Below are 22,173 nucleotides of genomic sequence, written 5' to 3'. Positions count from 1 at the left end.
CTATTGCAGAGCAACGCTAATTTTGATAGCGGTAACCCCTATCTATATGTTCTCCAAAAGTCTTCACTTCCTGTTCCTTGTATTTAGTATACAAGCAATGGCCCAAACAAAAGTAAAACTTCAGATCAGTACAGCCCTGGAAAGAAAAGCCATCAGTCCCCTAATTTACGGCACAAACGACAATTACCCTCATGCCGCATCTAAGCGCCTAGGGGGCAACAGAATAACCAATTACAATTGGGAAAACAATGCCTCCAATGCCGGCAGAGACTGGTACCACGAAAGTGACAACTACGTCCCTTGGGAACAAGGAGTTCCCGAAAACAATTACAATATACCCGGTGCTGCCCTAAAATCATTTCAATCCAGATCAGTAACCCAGGGAGCATACTCCCTGGTTACCCTTCCCATGGCAAAATACGTTACAAAAGATAAAAATGGAGCGGTAACCCCACAACAAGCAGCCCCTTCCAACAGGTGGCTAAATGTGATACACCGAAAACCTACAGCAAAATTACCTTTAAGTCTTACCCCCGACCAAAAGGACTCCTATATGTATACCCAAGAAGAGATCAATTTTCTGCTACAGAATTTCGGAAAAAGCAACACAAAAAATGGGGTAAAAGGCTACGCCTTAGACAACGAACCAGGCCTTTGGTTCGATTCCCATAGCAGAATGTGGGGGCCAAATCATGTATCCGTTAAATATCTCATGCAGCAATCCTTTGAGCTTGCAGAACTAATCAAGGAAATGGATCCTACTGCAGAGGTCTATGGTCCAGCCTCATGGGGTGTCTCCGAATTTGAGAATCTGCAGTTTGCACCAGACTGGGACGAGCAAAAAGGGCCATATAGTACCTTTATCGATCTTTATCTCGCCAGAATGAAAAAAAGAGGCGATTCTTTAAAGAAAAGACTCCTAGATGTTCTCGATTTACATTGGTACCCACAAACCAATAACAGCGGAGCAGATCCCTTCAGCGATCGGTCAGATTATGCCAGCAATGCAGCCCGCATGGCTATGACAAGATCCCTTTGGGATCCTAGCTATATTGAGGATACCTGGATTGGTGAAGACCCTTACAAAGTAGAGCAATTCCTTCCATTTATACCCAAAATCAAACAGCACATCAATACCCATTATCCTGGAACAAAACTGGCAATTACAGAATACAGTTACATGGGAACCGGACATGCCTCCGGAGGTATTGCCCAAGCCGATGCTTTAGGGATATTTGGCAAACAAGGGCTATACCTGGCCACATACTGGGGTGCAGTAACAGGCTATGTAAAATCCGGATTCGATCTTTATAGAAATTACGATGGCAAAGGTGGAAAATTTGGAGATGTATCCGTAAAATCGGTAACAAATAATATTGCCCTCTCTTCCATCCATGCTGCTATTGAGGGTAACAGCGACAATAAACTGCATGTCATAGCCATGAACAAAAGTCAAGATGGGGCTATCCTCGCAACAATTGCAGTAACAGGCCCCAGTAAATATAAGAGCGCAAGGGTATGGGCGTTCGACAATACCAATAGTACCGTCCGTCAGCTCAAAAATGTTAAAGTCATCACCAACAATACTTTTGAATACAAATTACCTGCATTAACTGCATGTCATTTTGTATTTACGGAAGAAGACCTCTCTATTTATCCAGATATAGAAGAGGCTACAGTTGAACCTGCAGTAGGTTACTCTGACGGAACAGCGGCCTTTAAACTGAAAGTCAAAGTAAGCGATGGAAACAATGACATCGTCAAGGTAACAGCAGATTTGAGTACCGTAGGCGGCAAGGCCGGTACTGTCCTTATCCAAGATCCTAAAACCCCATCTCTTTATCTTTATACTCAAAAAATTCCTTCAGGAAGTATTTCTGGCTTAAAATCCATCAAGATCCGAGCAGAAGATGCGACAAAATTAACTGCCGAATCCTTCATCAATTACAGGGTGATCAAAAAAACACCTTCCTTAATGATCTGGGATGGAGATGCAATTACCAAAGGAAAAGGTGAAGCATTTTTTGATGCGGTCGACAGTAAGGCATCACTTATCAAAGTAAGAGCAGAGAAAACAGGTGGTAATAATGCTCCCGGAAGCTTATTCATGCATTTCGAACACGATTACAATAAATACAATGTCTTAACATGGAGGTTATCCAATTCAAATAATCCTGCCGATGCTGTAAACATCAGCGATTATGGAGCGCTCGAATTCTATATCCGCTCCGACGCTCCCGAGGGCTCCGATATTGATGTCAGTTTACGCGATGCCTCGGCTCAGCTCGAAAGCTCTGCAAGTGTTTCATTAAAGGCAGGCGGCTACATCAGTTCATTCAGTAAAACCACCTACACCAGGGTCAAAATACCCATAGCCGCATTTACATCGGGTTCAAACATCCACCTCAATCAGGTATGGCAATTTAATTTCACGTCAAACACTGCCAACAAAGGATTTAATGTTTGGGTAGATGAGATTAAAGTTCTTCCTTATACACATCCGGTCTATAAACCGGCTATATCCGACCTTACCATTACCCCTGCTAAAGGCTATGCCGATGGCAAAACAGAAGTTACAATCAGTGCAAAAGCAACAGATCCCGACAACAACCTTAAGACCGTTAAACTTGATCTTTCTGCTATTGACGGAAGTAACAAGCAAGACATGAAACTTCTGAACGGGAAATACACTTTCAGCTTTAAAATACCCTCACAAATAAGTAAAGGTCTAAAAGGAATAAGACTGAGTGCAACGGATGCAGATGAAAACAGTGTCGATACCGTGCTGAATTATACTGTGATTGAAAAAGCAGAAAAAACCGTGCTTTGGGATGGAGATCGCATCAAAACCGGAAAACCTATTTTGGTAAATGATGAAAGTACCTGTAAAATAGAAAAAACAGGAGGAAAAGCAGAACCTATAAGCATGCGTATGCACCTGGATATGGCTACAGACGGATTTGCTTCCGTTCACTGGGATTGGAATGAAGATACTCAGGACACACAGCTGAAAGATCTCAGTTCTAAAGGCTACCTTAACTTCTACATCAAAATGGACAAACCTGATCAGAATTATCAGCTTGAGGTATTCCTGAAAGACAGATTTACTGCAAGTACAACTGCTGTAAACTTAAAAGCCGGTGGTTACATAAAATCATTTACCAACCAATATCAGCTGGTAAGCATTCCCATGTCAAAAATATTTGCAGGAGACGAGATCGACAAAAAACAGGTAGCCAGAATAGGATTCCTTGCCACAGGGGTAAAAACTGGTGGAGTTGACATCATACTGGACGACATTACAGCAACCGGAAGTAACATTGCAGATGTAAAAATAAATGTTACAGATGCGACATGCGGACCAAACGGAAAAATAGCTATCACCAGTGTAAACGGAACAACAACGGGATACTCTTATTTTATTAATGGAAAAGCAAACCCTGCAGGAATAACAAACGCAGAGTTTAAAGCCCTTCCACCAGCTACCTATGAGATTCGGATAGAAGGTACCAAAGGTTTTGTATACATCGAGTCAGTTGTAGTTGGTGGAACCAATACAGGTTGTAAAACAGCCTCAACAGCTACATTAACTATTAATGAGCAATCAAAAGCAAATCCAGCAGCATCATTAAGTATTTATCCCAATCCTGCAAAAGCACATGGCACATTAAATGTGAAATACGATTTTCTGACACCTGCACAAAGAACCATTACCTTGAGAGATTTTTACGGGAAAATACTATGGAAATCTGCCGTCAACCAGGCTAAAGGAGAACTCACTATCTCCCTTCCAAATCTGCGACAAGGCCTCTATTTTATCCGTTCGGAGGGTAAAGATCCACTTGTAAAGCAACTGGCAGTATATGAATAGAGCGGTGCTGATACCACCATAAGTGTGAAAGAACCAATTTTCTCATTACGTAAAAGCAATAAAACACCACTTTCGAAGCTCAATTACTGTTTTCTCTTTAAGTCGAGGTCCTGAAAATCAAAACTAAAATCTGTTAGTGGAGAGATTGCTTCCATTTTAAAGCCATTTGGTATGGCATTATTATCTAATGAGAAGTTAACAAATGCATCAGCATCTAAACTTCTGTCGTACCATTTAATAATGAAGGTTGTCCCCTTGTAAAAAATCATATCACCTTTAAGCTTTGGAGAGTTTTTCGATTGAAAATGCATTTTGCCATTTAGTTCACTAATAATTACATCACCAAACCAAACATCAGAATATGTTCCAAGATAATTTCTAGAGTCTGGTTTATTAGTAATCTTCTTTTGTTCTGCTTCAATATCTGCCCAAACTTTATCGGTCACCTTTTTACCGTACTCTTTTTCTGCCTTTTCACTATCAGCTTGTTCTTTTATTCGATCTTTTCCTTTAATACCAAAATACCCATCCTTTATTGAATTAGTAATGGCATAAAATGCACCGCCAGATTGTTGGTTGGTCAAAACGATTATTCCTAATTTCAACTCTGGTATTAAGGTAACCTCACTAACCATTCCAGCTAAACCACCTGTATGTTCTGTAATAAAGTATCCATTTTCATCACTTAAAAACCAACCTAACCCATAGCCGAAAAAATGCCTGTTATATAATCCTTTTCCTGCCGGAATAACACTGTGCAAAGTCCACATTTGGTTTTGAGCACCTTTACTAAATAAAGTTTTATCTAACTTATCGCCATATTTACCCTCATTTAATTGTGTTAAAACCCATTTACTTAAATCTTTAACACTAGTATTAATTCCTCCTGCAGCATTACTACTCTCATTAAAATCCTTTGGGATTGCTGTTATTATGCCATTCAATGGAGCATGAGCATCTATACTATTGCTTTTATCTTTTAAACGGTTAAAAGACATAGCACTATTTGTCATACCTAAAGGCTGCATGATACGCGTTTCAACAAAATCTTCATACATCATTCCTGAAACCCTGGCAATTACCTCTCCGGCAACAATATAAAGTAAGTTATCATAATCCCATTTCGTTCGGAAACTCGAAACAGGTTTTAAGTATCTTAAATTATGGATAACCTGTTTTTTTGACACTATAGATGAATCTGGCCAAAACATTAAATCTCCAGCACCTAATCCTAAGCCACTTCTATGAGAAAGCAAATCAGTAATGGTAAACTCCGCTGTAACATAAGGATCAAACATTTTAAACTCAGGAATCACATCAGTAACTTTTGTATCCCAGCCAATTTTGTTCTCATCAATTAATATACCTAACGCTGCCGCAGTAAAGGCTTTTGTGTTTGATGCAATTCCAAACAAAGTATTTTCATTAGTTTTTATTCCAGATTTTAACGAGCGAACTCCATAACCTTTTGCGTGAATAACTTTCCCATCCTTAATTACCGCAACTGCTATACCTGGTACATCAAAGGCGCTTAAAACCTTTTCAGAAACACTATCTATCTGTTTTGATGTCAATACTTGCGCATCTATTCTAGCCGTTAATAATAGAAGTCCAATAAATAGCAGCTTTTTTATTGATATGATGGATTCCATTTAATGGGTTTAATTGAGACTTAAATATAATGAGTTGATTTAAGATTTCTTACATAACTTTTATCTGTTCTTTTCACAGCTGAGGTTCGGCTTGTATCTGCAATTCCACCTTATTTACAATTACACTTAGGTAAATGCGAATCGTTGAAATACTTTACGGGTCTGTTTGTAGACACCTTGCTTTCCATATATATCACACAGATACTATCCCCAACTCTACTTTTGTCTGACTCAAGAGAATTGCCTTCATAAGTAACACCATTAACAATAAAATGATACTTCAACTCACCTTTATGATATCGAACACGAACTGTTGCTGAAGTTAATATCGCCTTAGTACAAACACCATTTCTCTTAAGAAAGAAATCTCCAATAAAGGGTCCTATCACATCATACAATACATACATTATAATCAGTGTCAGTAATATTTTTTTCACAATTTGCATTTCTAATCAGTTTGGGTTTTGGCGCCTGTACTATTTATTTTACTCTTTGAGCATACTTTCACAGTTTTGTTTACAGCCTTCTTGATTTGGAGTTGCTACAATTACAATCAGCTCAAATGAGGAGTTGTTAATGAAATTAACATCCGATATACTCACAACGGATTATTGATAGAATCTCGATTCATCTATTGAACCGGTTAAATCAGAGAAAGCCCTAAGAATTGCAAGGTGATCTTGCAACTCTTTGACTTCAGGATTCTCTTTTGCTAAGTCTCCTACATCGACACCAATTCCATACTCATGAATTTTGTTCAACTTTTTCGCTTGAATAGAGCTACTTATCCTCGCAGTTTTGCTCTTTCCCTTATAATCAATCGCTATATCAGATGGATCAGGTATTGTAAATATGTGATATCGTTCTAGTACCTTAACAATCGAATCTAAATTCTTATCCTCTATCGTGTAAGAACTAAATGAAGGATCCGGGGGGACACCATTATTAGTGATCAAAATTCGCTTTTTTGTAAAAACATAAGCTGAGAATTTTTCGCCCTTATATTTAATAACACTAACCGCAATACGCTTCATGGTTACTGAATAGGTCCTAATTTCTATTTCACTTATGGAATTTTGGATATTTTCCAAATGAAATGTTTTGTCCATACTTGCAAAATCAAGACAGGTCCTACAATTGCTCACTTGCTTACTCCCTCCCCTTTTTATACTATTTTTCAAAGTGCAGGCAGCACAACTAAAAACAAATAGTGGCATAAGAAAAATCTCAAATATCCTCATAAATCAATTCAAATAAGCACGTAATATATTTCATATTTGCTCCTGAACAGCTAACAAAATAGCAAATAACAATGAAACAAAAGAGAACTATCTAATTTTCATTATTTAAAATTTTATATTAAATTTAATTTATGCGCCTCTTAAAAAAACCCGTTATTTTTATTCTCCTATTATGGTTTTCTACTGCAAAAGCCCAAAATAATGTTAAATTATCCGGATTTTGCAGCGATAGTAGTGTTGAGGAAATTTCAATACTAAGGTCGTATAAGTTTTATCCAATTGGACCAGAAGAGAAATTAAAAACTGTATATAGCAAGGACGGTCATTTTGATATTAATTTCAATCTCAAAGCTCCTGAAATTCTAATTTTCAGAGCGAAATACAAGATCTGGAAACTTTACTTTCAACCTGGAGATTCATTAAAGTTTGATATCAATGAAAACAATGGGGTACCGGAATTAACATTTACCGGAAAAACAGCCTCAAGGTATAACCTATTTACTTTGGTATCAAATGCTACTCTAAGTGCTCCTAAACTCTTCCAATTCAAAGAATTAAAAGAATATACAGATACATTAAGTAAATGGAAAGCTCATCAACACAACTTCATTAAAGCCTATGGATCTAAAAACCCTCTTGATCCGCAAACAATGCTTTTTGCTCAAAACGCAATAAACTTCAGATACGTGAGCTTAATTTATTTCCTCTTACAAGATCTATCCGAAGACACCATCCCTAAAGATTACCTATTGGAAGCAGACAGATACAAATTAAATCAGGATAAACTACTTATCTTAAGTGAATACAGGTTTGCACTTTATCAAAAGTTTATTGCTCGTTTTAACAACAAGAGTAGCCAAAACATTGAAAAAGTCTTTGAAAATATAATGAAAAACCTTCAAGGCCAAAGTCGAAATTTCGCGAATGCCAATCTGATTGGAGAGTATGTTTTAAAACAATCTTCAAAAGATGAAGCCGTGTTAAAGAAGGCATTAAATTTTGCCTATAGCATGAAGCCTGATTCCATCTATTTAAGTTATCTCAAAGAAAATGAGGAAAGATATTTTGTTTTAAACCGACCGCTTCCCGATGAAATACTAGACCATACCTTCCTAACACCTTTACAAGCTAACAAAAAAAGCACCTTACGGGAAATCCTTAGTAAATATCAAAATAAAGGGATTTACATTGATCTCTGGGCAAGCTGGTGCGCACCTTGCAGAAAGGATATTGCAAATTCAAAAACAGCTAAAAAGATCTTGAAAGATGAAGATTTTGTATATCTCTATTTTTCTACAGATAAAGATGCCACCGTATGGAAGAATGCAAGTATCATGGACAATATTGAAGAAAACCAGTTTATTTTTGACCACACCAGCACTTCCGGTTTTAATAAATTACTTAATTTACAAGAAATTCCCAGATACCTATTACTGGATAAAAACCATCATGTAAAAACCCTATATGCTCCAAGACCGGATGAATCCTCTGTTGAGGAATTAAGATCCAAACTTAATGCTACACCTCAAAAGTAACCTTCAAGCAAAGTTACCTTGCTTGGATGCAACGCAGCAATTTAGAAGTACAAAGGGCGATTTTCACAACAAGGATGTCGTCTTTGTGTATCTAACAAACGGTTCTTCGCCACGAAAGCTATGGGAAGAAAAAATTAAAGGAATTGGAAGTGAACATTACTATCTGAAAGACACTCAGTGGGAATACATCATGAACCATTTTGTATTCGAAGGTATTCCATCGTATCTATTATATAATAAAGAAGGTGTGCTTATCAATAAATTTACCGCCTTTCCTGGAAACGACAAAGTAAAAGCGATGATTAACGACCTATTGTAAAATAAAATATTCTCGAAAAATCAAAGCCACCCTCAGCTATAACCTAACTTATGTTAAATACCAATGTAAAATTTATCCAGATCATTTTTTTTCATTATTTTCAAAAAAAGAAATAACATGGCGAAGAACATTTTGATTGCTTTGCTACTAATTGTAGCTCTCGGTTGTAAAAAAAATAAATTTAGCGACGACAACACCAACCTTTATAAGTGGAAAAGAGATTTGTACAAAGCACCAGTGCAAAAGGAGGATCCTGCCTCATTTTATTCCAAAGATGGAGGGTTAGCATCAAATTGGCGTGCAATTTTCATAAGCTCAGACTTTGTGATCTTGACCAAATACAGCAGAGATAAACAGCAAGACAGCATCTTTAAAGCCAGTGGAAGAATGCAAATTTATAAGTACGAAGAAATAGAAAAAGTAGGCAATTAACATAATTTACACTTTCGCGAATTCGATTGCCTCTTTAAAGGAGCCGATAATTTGCTGATTATCCCTTCTCAACAAAGTTGGATTTACTTTAATTTTTACAAAACCATCTTCTCTTGGCTGGCCGAAAACAATATTATGCTCTTCCCTTAACCTTTTATTTAGTTTAACAGGATCAATTCCACTAGCTATTGAGGCATTAAATTGATTTGTACCATTCGGAGCCTGATTAATTTTGATGCCTTTAAGTTGTTCAAACTGATTAAAAAGGCTGGCCGATTTTACTTTAATTTTCTCCATCACATCATCAATTGTGTTTAAATGATGTAAAGCGATAGAAGCACTAGGCCAATTGGTAAAAATTCCACCTCCATGAATTTTAATAAGATGATGCATTTGGTCAATCACAGCTTTATCCCCACATAAAATAGCGCCACCAGTTGCACCCAAATATTTATACAAACACATGTAAACTGTATCAAAATACGTGGCATACTCTTTAACTGTTGCATTTGTAAATGCGGTTGCCATGTGCAACCTAGCACCATCAAGGTGCATTTTATAGCCTTGCTCTTTACAATAAGCCGAAATCTTTTTTATTTCTTCTAAAGGGAAAGCCTGGTTGTCGCACCTTCTTACGGGTGTCTCTATAGATACGGCTCCAACTTCGCCAACAAATGCTTCACCATCTTTATGGTATTTAATAGCTTTTTTAAGTTCATCTAATGTAAAATGCGCCTGTCCTGCTGCTAAGGGAATTAATCTTTTGTTAAACAGGGTTTGAGCAGCATCTCCTTCATCTCGATAAACATGACTGGTTTCTTGCACAAATGCTTTAGTATTGCTTCCACATAAAACACTAATCGCAAGCTGATTCGCTAACGTTCCTGTTGGCAAATAAACAGCCGCTTCTTTTCCTGTAATTTCTACAAATTTCTTTAAAAGTTTTTCTATGGTCCCACCCTCGGCATAACTATCTCTTTCTATTGGATTAGCTGCATTTATCTCCTGTAGCTTATTAATAAAATCTTCTGGTCGATAAAAAATCCCATCGTTAATAAAATAAACTGCTTCACTATCTTTTGATAACCCTGGTTTTTCTGTAGCAAAAGTATTTATTGGCAAAATAGCAGATCCAATAAGCGGCAAGGCCGATAAAGAAGAGAGTTTTAAGAAATCGCGACGTTTATATGCAGACATATTTGTATGGTTGTTTCAGGATTCAATAAAAACAGCTTTTTGTTAAAGATACTAAATGTAAAACCACAGCCACTTCATGATCAAAAGATCTCTCCTAAGCAAACTTTTTCCTCAACCACTTCCTAACCGGCTCATCATACCATTTCAATGCAGCATAAGCCAAAACCAACCCGCCAATTAAAATCAGCAGCGCATAAGGCCACGCCTCTGCAATCGTAATCCCCTTATTGTTACTTACCCAGGCAACGTAAAAATAAACCAGCGGATAATGCACCATATAAAGCGGATACGAAATATCCCCTAAAAATTTGCAAACCCTGTTCTCCCTTTCACTATGGATCACGCCACTTGCACCAATATAAACTATAAGCGGAAAAACGATAACAATGCAAACAGAGTCATAAATCCCGTTCAACCAAACCTGCTCCGCGCCACCAATGCGTGGCATGTAAAGTACAATAGCTATTAAAAGACTGCACCACAAAAAAGCATTTTTAATTCGAGTTGGTTTCGCCACGCGCGAAAGCAACAAACCAGCAAAGAAAGGAAACATTACACGAGTTAATCCAATCCGCACCTGCTCCACATTCAATGTCCAACCACCACTCACATCACCATTTGAAATCGCCAAATGAACAAGAGCAATAGCAGAAATACCCACCAAAACACTCAATGCCGTTTTAGAAAACTTCCTGATCCACACCGCATAAAGAATGTTCGCAATGTATTCAAAAAACAAAGACCAGCCCACGCTATTCAGCGGATGCATCTCCTGCCAACCACGAATATCAAGCGACAAAGGCACAGGCAGTATAGTATACCCCACCAACATAACCAACATCATCTTCCAAACAGGTACATCATGAATAAGCGGCCATAGCGTTGAGTCCGTAAAATAAAACCCAATAGCGCCCATAGTCATCCCCAACACCACCAATGGTTGCAGACGAATAACCCGGCGTTTAAAAAAATTGCCGACGGTCATTTTATTCCAGCGATCATCGTAAGCATAGCCCATTACAAAACCCGATAATAAAAAGAAAAAGTCGACAGCTAGATAACCGTGATTAACGAATTTATCTAAATTACTTGTTGAGAATGGCTCAGCTAGGTGAAATGTTACGACGATTATCGCTGCAATACCGCGAAGTCCATCCAATATGGGATAGTGTGGCTTGGTGGCCAATTCATTACTTAGGTTAGGTTTCATTTAGTTCGTGTGTGTAAAAATTGCAATTTGTGAAAAATATATAACTTTTACTATACTAAGTACAGAACAACAATATGTAAATTTGCCCAGTACAGTTTGCAACAAACAAACATGAAACACTACAGGCATAAGATATTTACCACAATTATTGAAGAAAACATCAATAAACAGATTTTAAAACCTGGTGATAAATTACCTTCCGCACGAAGCATAAAACAAGAATACAAACTCAGCACAAGTACCGTTCAAAGCGGATACGATTATCTCGTTTTCAAAGGATTAGTAACCAGCCTCCCCCGCTCCGGCTACGTTGTAGCTGTGCAAAACAACGCCGAAACCGCAGCTGATGTATATCCAGATTTACCACCCATACCGCGCGACCCCGTTTTTCAAAACAACATCAGCTTAACCTCCTCCCTTCAAAACCACTCCGAATACACCTCATTCAATGTTGCCGTACCATCAGATACTTTTGTACCACAAAAACTAGTCTTAAGAACAATGCAGGAAGTAATTCGAGAAAAAGGCGCTGCCCTACTTCGCTATTACCCCGCCAACGGATCCGCAGAATTGCGAGAATTACTATCAAGACGATCAGCAGCACACGGCGCAATTATTCAACCAGAAGAACTATTAATTACCGATGGCGCAATACAAGCCCTATACATCGCATTGGCTACAGTAACAATTCCCGGCGACATAATTGCCGTAGAAAGCCCATGCGTATTTTCAATTCTCGAAACAATTGCAAACCTGCGTTTAAAAACAATAGAAATTCCCGTAAGATATAAAGATGGCTTTGATACCGATTACCTCCGTAATGTTTGCGATAAAAACCAAATAAAAGCAATCGTCCTAACACCCAATTTCCAAAACCCCACAGGCATCCTGTTAAGCGACGAAAAGAAAAAGAAAGTGCTCGAAATAGCCACTCAACATCAAATCCCAATCATTGAAAACGACATCTATGGCGACCTCTATTTTAATGATTCCAGACCATCAACCATCCGAAACTTTGATACAACAGGCTTAGTAATCACATATTCTTCGTTCTCAAAAACTATTGCCCCAGGCATTAGATTAGGCTGGCTAGCCGCTGGTCGCTACTATTCGGAAGCGGAAAGAATAAAATTCTCATTAGGCAGATCCGTTACCCCATTAAATCAAGAAGTAGTCATTAAACTACTCAGTTCCACCAGTTACGACAGACATTTAAGATCCTTTCGTCGCCAACTAGAACACCAGTCCATAACCCTATTAAATCAATTCAAAAAACATTTCCCCAAACAAGCCTACGCCCACGCTCCCCTCGGCGGATACAGCATATGGATTCAATTACCCCCATTAGTCGACATGGAATTATTTTACGCCAAATGCGAGCAATTCCGGATCCTTTTCACTCCTGTATCTACCTTTTCGTACACAAACTCATACAGTCATCATTATAGAATGATATTTTCACAGCGCATTACAGACACTAGTCTCGAAGCCATTAAAAAGATCGGCAACTTCCTAAAACCCTAACTGTACCGATTACTTTTACAAATTCTGCACCCTGTATCGACACCCACTAACCATACTTTTGTTTAAGAAAACAGCTTATAAAAAAACAGAAATGGAAGTAATATCAAAATTTACAGTAGCCTCAGAACAAGGATTAGAAAACTTATTATCCCTTAAACAAGCAAAACTTAAGGCAATGTATCACAACATTGTCCCTACAGATAAACTTACCCCCTTCATCGAACAACAACTCAACTATCTTGATGCTGTAAGCGAATTAAACGTCTTTTGCAATCAATTAATTATAGTCTACACCAAAAATGAACCTGCCGGATTTGCAATGGTAAAACAAACAAGTCTTTATCCTGAAGCACTAAACGGAAAAAGAATTCTTCACTATTCCTATTTCCACATCCTCCCCGAGTTCGACAATGCAGAATCAAGAGAATCCCTATGGCAAAAGTGCCTATCAATAAGCAGAGCAGAATATGCCGTCTGGATGGAAGTACTTCAAACCGATCCCCTTATAACCTTTCTAGAAACCTGCGGATTTGTAATTCACCAAAAATCAACACTAAAACCATTTGATCAACCCTCCTACATCTTAATCCGATACAAAGACAACCCACAGTAAACCAAATGATATTAATTATTCATATTTTAGTTTAACATATAAAATCGGCCGATTCATAAGAAACATCATGGACAAGGATATACAAAGCTATAACGACTCACAGTCCCCTACAGATCGCGAAATCTGTAACATCCTCTCCGTCACAATTAACCACGCCCTAGCAGAAGCCCAAAGTAAAATCTGGCATACCCATCCAGTTTGGTTCCTCAACGAAAACCCAATTGTAGGCTATAGCAAACTTAAAGCAGGCATCCGTTTAATGTTCTGGAGCGGTGCCGACTTTAATGAAGCCGACCTAAAAATAAACACTGGTAAATTTAAAGACGCCTCCATTACCTACACTGCTATAGAACAAATCAACCTTGCAGATCTATCTCGTTGGCTTCAAAAATCCAGAGAAATCCAATGGGATTATAAAAATGTAATGAAGAGAAAAGGAGTACTAATACGCTTAATTTAAGCTACCAATTGAAGATTAATTATTATTGTTTGATGCCGCATTACTTATTGCGCTATATTTTATGTAGCTCTATTGCTGAAATAGACAATAGCAACGAATATAATTAACACAAGAAATAACAACCCAATAAAATAGTAAGTATCTCTGTAATCCTTTTCATATTTCGCCCGATCAGGATCAGGTTTTTCGGCTTTTGGCGAAAAAAATATGACTATCAAACCAAGCCAATTAAAAAGCGCAACCATAATCACCCCCCCCAACACCACCCATACCCTTTTTTTGGGCCATTTTATAGCCTAAGTAAAACAGCAAAAGAAAAATGACGATGCTAATTCCTTCAATTACTCCCATTACATTTATTTAGTTATACTCTAAAATAATAAATTATTTATAAATCATATAAAACTAACTTATCTTCAACTTCCATTTTCCAGATTAAACAATCCCCCCCCTTATATAAACTATCAAACCTAAATCGTAACTTCATGCAAGTACTATGAAGCCTAATGCTCCAGCAAACAGTAAAACACACCAATCTATTACACAATGCGACTCTCACGCCTCATATCCCTTAAAACATTCCTATTAACCCTACTTATAATTATAAGCTACCATTCAATTTATGCCCAACAAACCTTCCTCCAAATCACAGGAACAGTCATAGATGCCAAAACAAGAGCGCCATTAGCTGGAGCAAGCGTTTATCTCGACCATACCACCAAAGCCACAATTACTTCCGACAGCGGAAAATTTGTTTTAAAAAATATTCCATCAGGTAATTACAATTTAATCATATCCTACGTAGGCTATCATCCAGTATCTGTTCCAATGAGCGAACAATACAACCCTCCATTAAAAGTCGAACTATCCCAAACCACCAAATCACTCAAAGAAGTAGTCATAACAGCCGACCCCCATTGGGAAGAATACTACTCTCTTTTTAAAATGTTTTTCTTGGGAAAAACCGACCAACAATGCACTATAGAAAATCCAAAAGCGCTTTCTTTCCATTACAACGACACCTCCTATGTTTTAACAGCAGAAACAAGCGAACCGTTAATTATTGATAATAAAGCCTTAGGATATAAAGTATATTACGACTTGAGCTATTTTATTCATTATGCCAGCCGTACATCCTATTCAGGCTACACCCGTTTCGAAGAGACAACTTCTACCGATAGCAAAGAACTAAAAAGATGGAAAACCAACAGAGAAAAAGCCTACTACGGTTCCCTCACCCATTTCATGCATTCACTAGTCAATAAGCAATTAACAGAAGATGGCTTTGTGGTTAAAAAATTAGAGAAAGTCAAAACAATAAACGCCTTCCCTACACACCCTATCTTAGAAAACTGGAAGGGAAACGAGTTCAAATCATCAGATACCATTATCACAATGCGATGGAATGGAAGAGACTACGCTCCCGAAGATACCACTGTCTTCTCCCAAGCAACCAAGCCTTCAAACACACTGAACCCTACCAACACCCCAAGTCCTGGTAACCTAAGCAAATGGGGACAAAAAACAGGCTACAACATTCTATATCCCGGAAACGTACCCTACAATAACATCATAACCCCCACATCGTTAAGCGGAAACTACAAACTATCCTTCAACAACTCCCTATTCATTACCTACAAAAAGAAAAAAAGCGATGGAAATTTTACAACCTCTATTCTAACTATGCTAATCCCAGAAACATTTGTAGATACTCACGGTAACCTGGCCGACCAACACGCCGTAATAAACGAAGGATATTGGGCTACACTCCGAGTAGCGGATCAGTTACCCTTTGATTACGCCCCATTCCCTTAATCTAACCTATTTCGGCAGCTCAGAATCAGCAGATTTTTTATCAACATCACCTACGCCATCCTTTCCATTATTAAACTCCCTGATTCCCTTTCCAAGCCCACTCATCAACTCAGGAATCTTTTTACCACCAAAAAGCAGTAGAACAACAACCAAAATCACCGCAATTTCCGGTGTACCAAGAGCCGCTAGCAACGTATTTTGCAACATAATCTATAAAATTAACTTCGTACAATAATAACAAGCAGACATTAAAACCGCATTAAAGCCACATTAAAGTTGAACAAGAAAAACAACTCCTTTTCAATATAACGCCAAACAGAATACGTTACGTAACTTTAGCCTATGAACTGGATCACAAGAGAGCGCCCAAAAATAGACAGAATAGCATGCCCCTGGCTAATCAAAAACTTCATCGATAAAAACGCCCACTTTTACTACGTACCCTTTGATCAAGTTATACAAAAAGCTGCCGAAATAAACGCAACACCATTCGACGTACCCGGCGTTGAGCTCACCCATCAAAACGACCAATGCACCTTTGATGCACTCATAAAAAAGTACAACCTCAACGATCCCGCCCTCGACATAATGGCTCCAATTGTAAGAGGAGCAGATACCGATCGTCATAATTTAGCAAGTCAGGCCTCAGGACTATGGGCAATAGCCTCCGGAATGGCCTATAACATTAAAAACGACCAGGAACTATTACAAGCCGGCATGGTAATATACGACGCATTATATACCTGGGCCAAACACCTCCAAAACGTAAAACATACAGAAAGCCCCGTTGAGCAACTATTAATAGAAGTATATCAGAAGTTTCTTAAAAAAGGAAATACAGATAAAATCCCTACTTGGGCTACAGAATTAAAAACAATTATTCAAGATCAGATAGATACAAATCTGACCCTCACACTCACCAATATATCCAACAACCTAAACATCAACCCCACCTACCTATCCAGAGAATTCTCTAAATACTTCGACGACCTTTCCTTTGGTGAGTACATCAGAAAACTTCGCATCAACAAAGCCATTACCTACATGACCACCTCCGATTACTCCTTATCAGAAATCGCCTACCTAACCGGCTTTTCCGATCAAAGCCATTTCACAAGAATCTTCAAGCTAGAAACAGGCCTAAAACCCTCCCAATACAGAAAAACCCCTCCTAAAAAGTAAATTCTATACCAGCAGTAAAATACGTTCTATTTTAGCTTCTATAAATGCTGTAGCCTTGTGCTATGAAAACAAAACAACGTAAAAAGATACTCTGCACCATACTTCTGTATACCATTTTAAGCACAACCGTAATAGCGCAACAACACCAAACTACCTATCCAAAAGTAACTGGTTATGTTGGTGTTATTCATCCTATTGTATCTTTTAGTACTGATGGTACCCACACCAATTTTAAAGACAGTTACGTAGTTGGCTTACCCATAGGCATAAACATCTGGAAAAGCGATAAAATAGGCTTCTCTAGTGAAATAGTACCATTTATAAAAGCAACCAGTACAAACAGTAAAGTCAACAATGTACTATTTCATCCAGGCATCCTGGTCGCACTTGGCGACGGCTTTACTTTCGCCGGCCGCCTAGCCTTCGAAACCTCTGGCAGATATGGCATTACCCCCGTATTCAACAAGGTAATAAAGAAAAACAAAGCCTGCAGTTACTTTGTTGCTATTCCCCTACCAGCTCGTTTCGGAAACGACCAATCTTCAACCTACGGCATAGGCTTTCAGTTTGGAATTTCATTTTAATCAGCCTAACCATCATGAAAAATACCTCCACATACAAACTTACCGATCTTGTGCTCTATTTCTTAAAACTTGGTACATGGGGTTTTGGCGGCCCTGTAGCTCTGGTTGGCTACATGCAACGAGACCTTGTTGAACAAAAAAAATGGATTTCAGACGATGAATATAAGGAAGGCCTGGCATTAGCACAGCTTGCTCCAGGCCCCTTGGCTGCTCAACTAGGCATCTATATAGGCTTTGTCCATTATGGATTGCTAGGGGCAACATTAGCAGGCCTTGCTTTTGTAATACCCTCATTCATTATGGTAGTTATACTAGGGGTTGCATATAAACTTTATAGCGGTTTACCCGGCATGCAAGCTGTATTTTATGGAGTAAGTGCTTCGGTGATTGGCATTATCACTGTAAGCGCATACAAACTCACCATTAAATCGGTAAGCAAACTGAATCTCGAAGCCTTTAAATCAAATTGGTTACTTTGGATATTTTACCTTGCTGGCGTAGTAATCACCGTAATAACCAAAAGAGAAGATGTTTTACTTTTTGTAGCTTGTGGTGTAATTTACATGCTGGTTAAAGCTCCACCAAAGTGGATTAAACAACCCGCCTCCGCTCCTTCTCTGATTTTAGTAAGCATCGGTTTTTGGCAATATGAGGGTAAAACATTACAGGAAATTGGCTGGTTTTTTCTAAAAGCAGGAACATTTGTGTTTGGTAGCGGATTGGCTATTGTCCCTTTTTTGCATGGAGGGGTAGTTCAGGAATTCGGATGGCTTAATGAACAAGAGTTTTTGGACTCGGTTGCAGTAGCAATGATCAGTCCCGGTCCTGTTGTAATCACCGTTGCTTTTATCGGGTATCTGGTAGCAGGATTTCCGGGTGCTTGTGTGGCAGCATTGGCCACTTTTCTGCCTTGCTATCTTTTTACCGTCGCCCTTGCCCCTTCTTTCAAAAAGATAGCAAAAAACCCCAGCATCAAAGCCTTTGTAGATGGCATTACCGGTGCTGTAATTGGGGCGCTTGTGGGTGCAGTAATCATTATTGCAACACGAGCAATTGTAGATATTCCTACAACTGCAATCGCGCTGTTTTCTGTCTTAGCTTTAATTTATATAAAGCAGGTGAAAGAACCATACTTAATACTAGTTTCAGCAATAATTGGTGTATTGATAAATCTTATCTAAGTCAATTTATCAAGAGGCTTCCTGTTTGCAATGGATGAGGCTTTGTATTTACTTGGCGAAAGTCCGGTTACGGATTTAAATTGCGCTGACAAGTGGGCACTGCTGCTATATCCCATTTTAAAGGATATTTCATTCAGATTTAGTTCGCCATACTCTAACAGCTCCTTTACCTTTTCTACTTTTTGCTGAATGATGTATTTCTCGATAGTTAAACCCTCTGATTCTGAGAATAATCTACTCAGATAATTATAGTCTTTATTCAATTTATCAGCCACCAAATGCATCAAACTTTGATTGATTTCGCCTAAGTCAGAATAGTGAACCAAATTGATTACTTCATTTTTAATTTGCTCTACCAGTTGGTTTTTCTCCTTTTGGATAAGCTCAAAACCTAAGGCCTGAAATTCGAAAGCAATGTCTTTTAATTGTTCAGGATTAGGATCCGGAATAACATCCACTTTTCCTAAAGTAATTTGTTTTACAGAAAAACCAAGGTTTTGTAACCGCTCATCAACGATCATAATGCAACGGTCGCAAACCATATTTTTTACATACAATGTCATATTTTCTGTGTTAATGCTTTTTGGTTGATGTATCTTCTTTAGTACTTATATTTCTTCAGCCTTATAACCAGCTTTCTCTAAGGTAGCAATTATTTCTGTGGCTTTAAGGTCGTCCTCTGCTTCTACTTTCAGTATTTTATCAGGGTTTACTGTATCTACTTCCCAGTTTTCTATTTCGTTTAAGCCGTTTAAGTGAGGTGTTACCGTTGCGATACAACCACTACATTTGATATTTGTTTTGAATTTTAAAGTTTGCATATTTTTTGAATTTAATTGTTGTTATTATGTTATGTTTTTTCAGACTGTTAGTTTTTTAAAGTTCTCGCCATCCTGAATTTATTTCAGGACCTCGCAATCGCTATTCCGCCTTTCTAGTGCGAGGTCCTGAAATAAATTCAGGATGACGCTGAACAGATATCCCACTCGCCTTTACAGCTTTGCGAATTTCAATCGCAAGCTATTACTCACTACCGATATCGAGCTTAAAGCCATAGCAGCACCTGCAATCATTGGGTTCAATAAAAACCCGTTAACCGGATACAGCACCCCTGCTGCAATTGGAATCCCTATTAGGTTGTAAATAAATGCCCAGAACAAGTTCTGCTTAATAGTCCTAACCGTTTTCTTAGACAACTGCAAAGCTTTTGGAACCTGCAATAAATCCGAGGATATAAGCGTAATCTTTGCCACATCTATCGCAATATCAGAACCTCTACCCATCGCTATCGACACATTGGATTGTGCCAACGCCTGACTGTCGTTTATTCCATCGCCAATCATGGCAACTACCTTTCCTTCGGCTTGTAGTTTTTTAACAAAATCAGCCTTATCAGATGGCAATACTTCGGCCATATAGTTGGTAATCCCTGCCGTTGCCGCTACCGCAGCCGCAGTTTGTTTATTGTCGCCGGTAAGCATATAAACCTCTATACCTTGTTTAATAAGTCGGGCCACAGCTTCTTTTGAACCTTTCTTTATCTGATCGGCAATTGATACCACAGCAAGTACTTGTGTTTCGTTGGCAAAGTAAATTACGGTTTGGGCTTGATCTTGTAACACTTTAGCTTGTACTTTCAATTCACTGGATATAATCTGATTGTGATCAGCCAATATCTTATGACTTCCAGCCCAGTACTTTTTGCTTTTATAAACTGCCGACACGCCTTTACCCGTTAAGCTATCGAAATCTGTGATACTGGCAGGTTTTAATAGCTCTTTATCTAGACCATTAAGTCCTTTATTACCACCATTAACTCCTTTATTATGATTCTCAAAATCGGTCTTAAGACTGTTAAAAATTGCCTCGGCCAGTGGATGCTCTGAGCTTTGTTCCATAGCGGCAAATATTTGCTTTAACAGATCCACGTTTTCGGGCAAATTATCAGCCCAATGGATAGATGTCACCTCTGGTTTACCTTCTGTAATGGTTCCAGTTTTATCTAAAACGATGGCGTTTACTTTGTAGCCAAGCTCAAGCGCTTCGGCATCTTTAATTAAAATACCACTCTCTGCCCCCTTGCCTATTCCAACCATAATTGCTGTCGGTGTTGCAAGTCCTAACGCACAAGGACAAGCAATCACCAGTACAGTAACCATAGCGAGTAGCCCTTGTGTAAAGGCATGTTCCCCGCCAAATAACAACCACACACCCAGCGTGATAATTGCAATCAACATCACTATCGGTACAAATATTCCGGCTACTTTATCAACCAGTTTTTGAACCGGTGCTTTAGAGCCCTGTGCTTCCTGTACCAGCTGAATAATGTGTGCCAGCATAGTTTCGCTACCAACTTTTTCTGCTATAAAGCGGAAACTGCCTTTTTGATTGATGGTTCCTGCGAAAACACTATCGTCTTTTTGCTTAGAAACAGCCACGGGCTCTCCGGTAATCATGCTTTCATCTACAAAAGAACTTCCTTCGTAAACCTTGCCATCTACAGGGATTTTTTCGCCCGATCTAACCAACAGTTTATCACCTGCTTTAACATCAGCCACCTGAATCTCTTTTTCGCCATCTTCTGTAACAAGTATCACCGTTTTTGGCTGTAACCCAATTAGTTTCTTAATGGCAGATGAAGTGTTTGATTTAGCACGTTCTTCGAGCAATTTACCTAGCATGATAAACACGATTACTACAGCGGCAGCTTCGTAATACACATGTGGATGTAGTCCTCTGTGGTGCCAAAACTCAGGATAAAATGTATTAAACACACTGAAAATGAAGGCAATTCCGGTGCTTAATGCAACCAGTGTATCCATATTCGCTTTGCTGTGTTTTGCTTGTTTAAAAGCATTTATAAAGAAGTTTTTACCGAAGTAAAACACTACTGGTGCCGATAAAACCAACATAATGTAGTTTCCATAAGGCATATCCATAAAAAACATGCCTATTATTACTATAGGTATAGTTAATATTCCTGCGGCAATGATTCTCTTTTTTAACGCTTTATAATTGTCGGCCTGTACCTGTTCTTGTTTTTCGTTTCCTTTATCTGTATCCAGAATTAAGTCGTACCCTACCGACTGAACTGCTTTTTGCATTCCTTCTGGCTGTATTACATCTGCATCATAGGTAACTTTTACCTTTTGGGTTGCATAGTTTACCTCAGCTTGTTTTACGCCAGCTTGTGCACCTATCATCGATTCAACACTTACCGCACAACTGGCACAAGTCATCCCCAACACGGGAAAAGAAATTGTTTCTATATTTTCTTGTAAAGCCATAATCTTAATTATTTATAATACAAAGGTACTATGGCTGGCCTTGGGAGGGCTTATATAATATGGTCTTTAA

At 38.5% G+C, this 22,173-nt stretch carries 20 protein-coding genes; 11 read left to right on the top strand and 9 right to left on the bottom strand.

The annotated features are described in order from the left end of the window. Positions 1-97: 97 nt before the first annotated feature. Positions 98-3,871, top strand: coding sequence for a glycoside hydrolase family 44 protein (locus tag HQN83_RS05640; protein WP_173089354.1), 3,774 nt, complete (start codon positions 98-100; stop codon positions 3,869-3,871). A gap of 83 nt (positions 3,872-3,954) precedes the next feature. Here HQN83_RS05640 and HQN83_RS05635 read toward each other — a convergent pair whose 3' ends face one another. The 3 genes from HQN83_RS05635 to HQN83_RS05625 form a co-directional block, all read right to left on the bottom strand. Beyond that, positions 3,955-5,523 (bottom strand): serine hydrolase, encoded by a 1,569-nt coding sequence (locus HQN83_RS05635; protein ID WP_173089353.1) that lies wholly within the window; start codon positions 5,521-5,523, stop codon positions 3,955-3,957. 110 nt (positions 5,524-5,633) lie between these two features. Further along, positions 5,634-5,960 carry a hypothetical protein gene (locus tag HQN83_RS05630; RefSeq protein ID WP_173089352.1) on the bottom strand — a complete coding sequence of 109 codons (327 nt, stop codon included), beginning with the start codon at positions 5,958-5,960 and terminating at the stop codon, positions 5,634-5,636. A gap of 171 nt (positions 5,961-6,131) precedes the next feature. Then, complete coding sequence (locus HQN83_RS05625) at positions 6,132-6,632, bottom strand: hypothetical protein (RefSeq protein WP_173089351.1); 501 nt, start codon at positions 6,630-6,632, stop codon at positions 6,132-6,134. 263 nt (positions 6,633-6,895) lie between these two features. Here HQN83_RS05625 and HQN83_RS05620 point away from each other — a divergent pair, with 263 nt between their 5' ends. From HQN83_RS05620 to HQN83_RS05610, 3 genes are all read left to right on the top strand, one after another. After that, positions 6,896-8,299 carry a TlpA family protein disulfide reductase gene (locus HQN83_RS05620; protein ID WP_173089350.1) on the top strand — a complete coding sequence of 468 codons (1,404 nt, stop codon included), beginning with the start codon at positions 6,896-6,898 and terminating at the stop codon, positions 8,297-8,299. Next, complete coding sequence (locus HQN83_RS05615; protein ID WP_173089349.1) at positions 8,280-8,618, top strand: TlpA family protein disulfide reductase; 339 nt, start codon at positions 8,280-8,282, stop codon at positions 8,616-8,618. Before HQN83_RS05620 ends, HQN83_RS05615 begins: the two co-directional genes overlap by 20 nt. 117 nt (positions 8,619-8,735) lie before the next feature. Next, on the top strand, positions 8,736-9,050 hold the full coding sequence (locus HQN83_RS05610) for a hypothetical protein (RefSeq protein ID WP_173089348.1): 315 nt from the start codon (positions 8,736-8,738) through the stop codon (positions 9,048-9,050). 6 nt (positions 9,051-9,056) lie between these two features. Here the strand turns inward: HQN83_RS05610 and HQN83_RS05605 are convergent, their stop codons facing one another. Next, on the bottom strand, positions 9,057-10,247 hold the full coding sequence (locus HQN83_RS05605; RefSeq protein ID WP_173089347.1) for a threonine aldolase family protein: 1,191 nt from the start codon (positions 10,245-10,247) through the stop codon (positions 9,057-9,059). A 94-nt stretch (positions 10,248-10,341) separates the two neighbouring features. Continuing rightward, the gene (locus HQN83_RS05600; protein WP_173089346.1) at positions 10,342-11,457 is read right to left on the bottom strand and encodes an acyltransferase family protein; all 1,116 of its coding nucleotides are present in this window, start codon (positions 11,455-11,457) and stop codon (positions 10,342-10,344) included. Positions 11,458-11,568: 111 nt separating this feature from the next. Between HQN83_RS05600 and HQN83_RS05595 the strand changes: the two genes are divergently transcribed. From HQN83_RS05595 to HQN83_RS05580, 4 genes are all read left to right on the top strand, one after another. Beyond that, a complete protein-coding gene (locus tag HQN83_RS05595) occupies positions 11,569-12,981 on the top strand; it encodes an aminotransferase-like domain-containing protein (RefSeq protein ID WP_173089345.1) in 1,413 nt (470 codons plus the stop codon). Between the two features lie 91 nt (positions 12,982-13,072). Beyond that, on the top strand, positions 13,073-13,594 hold the full coding sequence (locus tag HQN83_RS05590; RefSeq protein ID WP_173089344.1) for a hypothetical protein: 522 nt from the start codon (positions 13,073-13,075) through the stop codon (positions 13,592-13,594). A gap of 67 nt (positions 13,595-13,661) precedes the next feature. Next, entirely contained in the window at positions 13,662-14,054 is a 393-nt protein-coding gene (locus HQN83_RS05585) for a DUF1801 domain-containing protein (RefSeq protein WP_173089343.1), read from the top strand. A 546-nt stretch (positions 14,055-14,600) separates the two neighbouring features. Then, a complete protein-coding gene (locus HQN83_RS05580; RefSeq protein WP_173089342.1) occupies positions 14,601-15,869 on the top strand; it encodes a carboxypeptidase-like regulatory domain-containing protein in 1,269 nt (422 codons plus the stop codon). Between the two features lie 6 nt (positions 15,870-15,875). Here HQN83_RS05580 and tatA read toward each other — a convergent pair whose 3' ends face one another. Beyond that, positions 15,876-16,076, bottom strand: a complete 201-nt coding sequence (tatA, locus tag HQN83_RS05575) for a twin-arginine translocase TatA/TatE family subunit (protein ID WP_173089341.1) — start codon at positions 16,074-16,076, stop codon at positions 15,876-15,878. Between the two features lie 135 nt (positions 16,077-16,211). On the opposite strand from tatA, the gene HQN83_RS05570 reads away from it, so the two are divergent. The 3 genes from HQN83_RS05570 to HQN83_RS05560 all read left to right on the top strand — a co-directional run bounded on the left by HQN83_RS05570 (position 16,212) and on the right by HQN83_RS05560 (position 18,816). Then, a complete protein-coding gene (locus HQN83_RS05570; protein ID WP_173089340.1) occupies positions 16,212-17,051 on the top strand; it encodes a chromate resistance protein ChrB domain-containing protein in 840 nt (279 codons plus the stop codon). 62 nt (positions 17,052-17,113) lie between these two features. Then, a complete protein-coding gene (locus HQN83_RS05565) occupies positions 17,114-17,635 on the top strand; it encodes a hypothetical protein (RefSeq protein ID WP_217277335.1) in 522 nt (173 codons plus the stop codon). Between the two features lie 14 nt (positions 17,636-17,649). Then, positions 17,650-18,816, top strand: a complete 1,167-nt coding sequence (locus HQN83_RS05560) for a chromate transporter (RefSeq protein ID WP_173089339.1) — start codon at positions 17,650-17,652, stop codon at positions 18,814-18,816. Here the strand turns inward: HQN83_RS05560 and HQN83_RS05555 are convergent. The 3 genes from HQN83_RS05555 to HQN83_RS05545 all read right to left on the bottom strand — a co-directional run bounded on the left by HQN83_RS05555 (position 18,813) and on the right by HQN83_RS05545 (position 22,103). Beyond that, positions 18,813-19,379 (bottom strand): helix-turn-helix domain-containing protein, encoded by a 567-nt coding sequence (locus HQN83_RS05555; RefSeq protein ID WP_173089338.1) that lies wholly within the window; start codon positions 19,377-19,379, stop codon positions 18,813-18,815. The genes HQN83_RS05560 and HQN83_RS05555 overlap by 4 nt on opposite strands. 45 nt (positions 19,380-19,424) lie before the next feature. Further along, positions 19,425-19,637 carry a heavy-metal-associated domain-containing protein gene (locus tag HQN83_RS05550; protein ID WP_108204000.1) on the bottom strand — a complete coding sequence of 71 codons (213 nt, stop codon included), beginning with the start codon at positions 19,635-19,637 and terminating at the stop codon, positions 19,425-19,427. Positions 19,638-19,808: 171 nt separating this feature from the next. Then, on the bottom strand, positions 19,809-22,103 hold the full coding sequence (locus tag HQN83_RS05545) for a heavy metal translocating P-type ATPase (RefSeq protein WP_173089337.1): 2,295 nt from the start codon (positions 22,101-22,103) through the stop codon (positions 19,809-19,811). Positions 22,104-22,173: the final 70 nt, after the last annotated feature.

The sequence above is a fragment of the Pedobacter foliorum genome (assembly GCF_013266735.1).
GTDB classification, from domain to species: domain Bacteria; phylum Bacteroidota; class Bacteroidia; order Sphingobacteriales; family Sphingobacteriaceae; genus Pedobacter; species Pedobacter foliorum.
The sequence above is the reverse complement of the archived record's forward strand: the minus strand, read 5'-3'. Positions and strand labels throughout refer to the sequence as shown.

What these genes read in the sequence shown, in the direction of transcription:
- HQN83_RS05640 (WP_173089354.1), top strand. Translation starts at nt 98, where the DNA reads ATGGCCCAAACAAAAGTAAAACTTCAGATCAGTACAGCCCTGGAAAGA.
- HQN83_RS05635 (WP_173089353.1), bottom strand. Translation starts at nt 5,523, where the DNA reads ATGGAATCCATCATATCAATAAAAAAGCTGCTATTTATTGGACTTCTA.
- HQN83_RS05625 (WP_173089351.1), bottom strand. Translation starts at nt 6,632, where the DNA reads ATGGACAAAACATTTCATTTGGAAAATATCCAAAATTCCATAAGTGAA.
- HQN83_RS05620 (WP_173089350.1), top strand. Translation starts at nt 6,896, where the DNA reads ATGCGCCTCTTAAAAAAACCCGTTATTTTTATTCTCCTATTATGGTTT.
- HQN83_RS05615 (WP_173089349.1), top strand. Translation starts at nt 8,280, where the DNA reads ATGCTACACCTCAAAAGTAACCTTCAAGCAAAGTTACCTTGCTTGGAT.
- HQN83_RS05610 (WP_173089348.1), top strand. Translation starts at nt 8,736, where the DNA reads ATGGCGAAGAACATTTTGATTGCTTTGCTACTAATTGTAGCTCTCGGT.
- HQN83_RS05605 (WP_173089347.1), bottom strand. Translation starts at nt 10,247, where the DNA reads ATGTCTGCATATAAACGTCGCGATTTCTTAAAACTCTCTTCTTTATCG.
- HQN83_RS05600 (WP_173089346.1), bottom strand. Translation starts at nt 11,457, where the DNA reads ATGAAACCTAACCTAAGTAATGAATTGGCCACCAAGCCACACTATCCC.
- HQN83_RS05595 (WP_173089345.1), top strand. Translation starts at nt 11,569, where the DNA reads ATGAAACACTACAGGCATAAGATATTTACCACAATTATTGAAGAAAAC.
- HQN83_RS05590 (WP_173089344.1), top strand. Translation starts at nt 13,073, where the DNA reads ATGGAAGTAATATCAAAATTTACAGTAGCCTCAGAACAAGGATTAGAA.
- HQN83_RS05585 (WP_173089343.1), top strand. Translation starts at nt 13,662, where the DNA reads ATGGACAAGGATATACAAAGCTATAACGACTCACAGTCCCCTACAGAT.
- HQN83_RS05580 (WP_173089342.1), top strand. Translation starts at nt 14,601, where the DNA reads ATGCGACTCTCACGCCTCATATCCCTTAAAACATTCCTATTAACCCTA.
- tatA (WP_173089341.1), bottom strand. Translation starts at nt 16,076, where the DNA reads ATGTTGCAAAATACGTTGCTAGCGGCTCTTGGTACACCGGAAATTGCG.
- HQN83_RS05570 (WP_173089340.1), top strand. Translation starts at nt 16,212, where the DNA reads ATGAACTGGATCACAAGAGAGCGCCCAAAAATAGACAGAATAGCATGC.
- HQN83_RS05565 (WP_217277335.1), top strand. Translation starts at nt 17,114, where the DNA reads ATGAAAACAAAACAACGTAAAAAGATACTCTGCACCATACTTCTGTAT.
- HQN83_RS05560 (WP_173089339.1), top strand. Translation starts at nt 17,650, where the DNA reads ATGAAAAATACCTCCACATACAAACTTACCGATCTTGTGCTCTATTTC.
- HQN83_RS05555 (WP_173089338.1), bottom strand. Translation starts at nt 19,379, where the DNA reads ATGACATTGTATGTAAAAAATATGGTTTGCGACCGTTGCATTATGATC.
- HQN83_RS05550 (WP_108204000.1), bottom strand. Translation starts at nt 19,637, where the DNA reads ATGCAAACTTTAAAATTCAAAACAAATATCAAATGTAGTGGTTGTATC.
- HQN83_RS05545 (WP_173089337.1), bottom strand. Translation starts at nt 22,103, where the DNA reads ATGGCTTTACAAGAAAATATAGAAACAATTTCTTTTCCCGTGTTGGGG.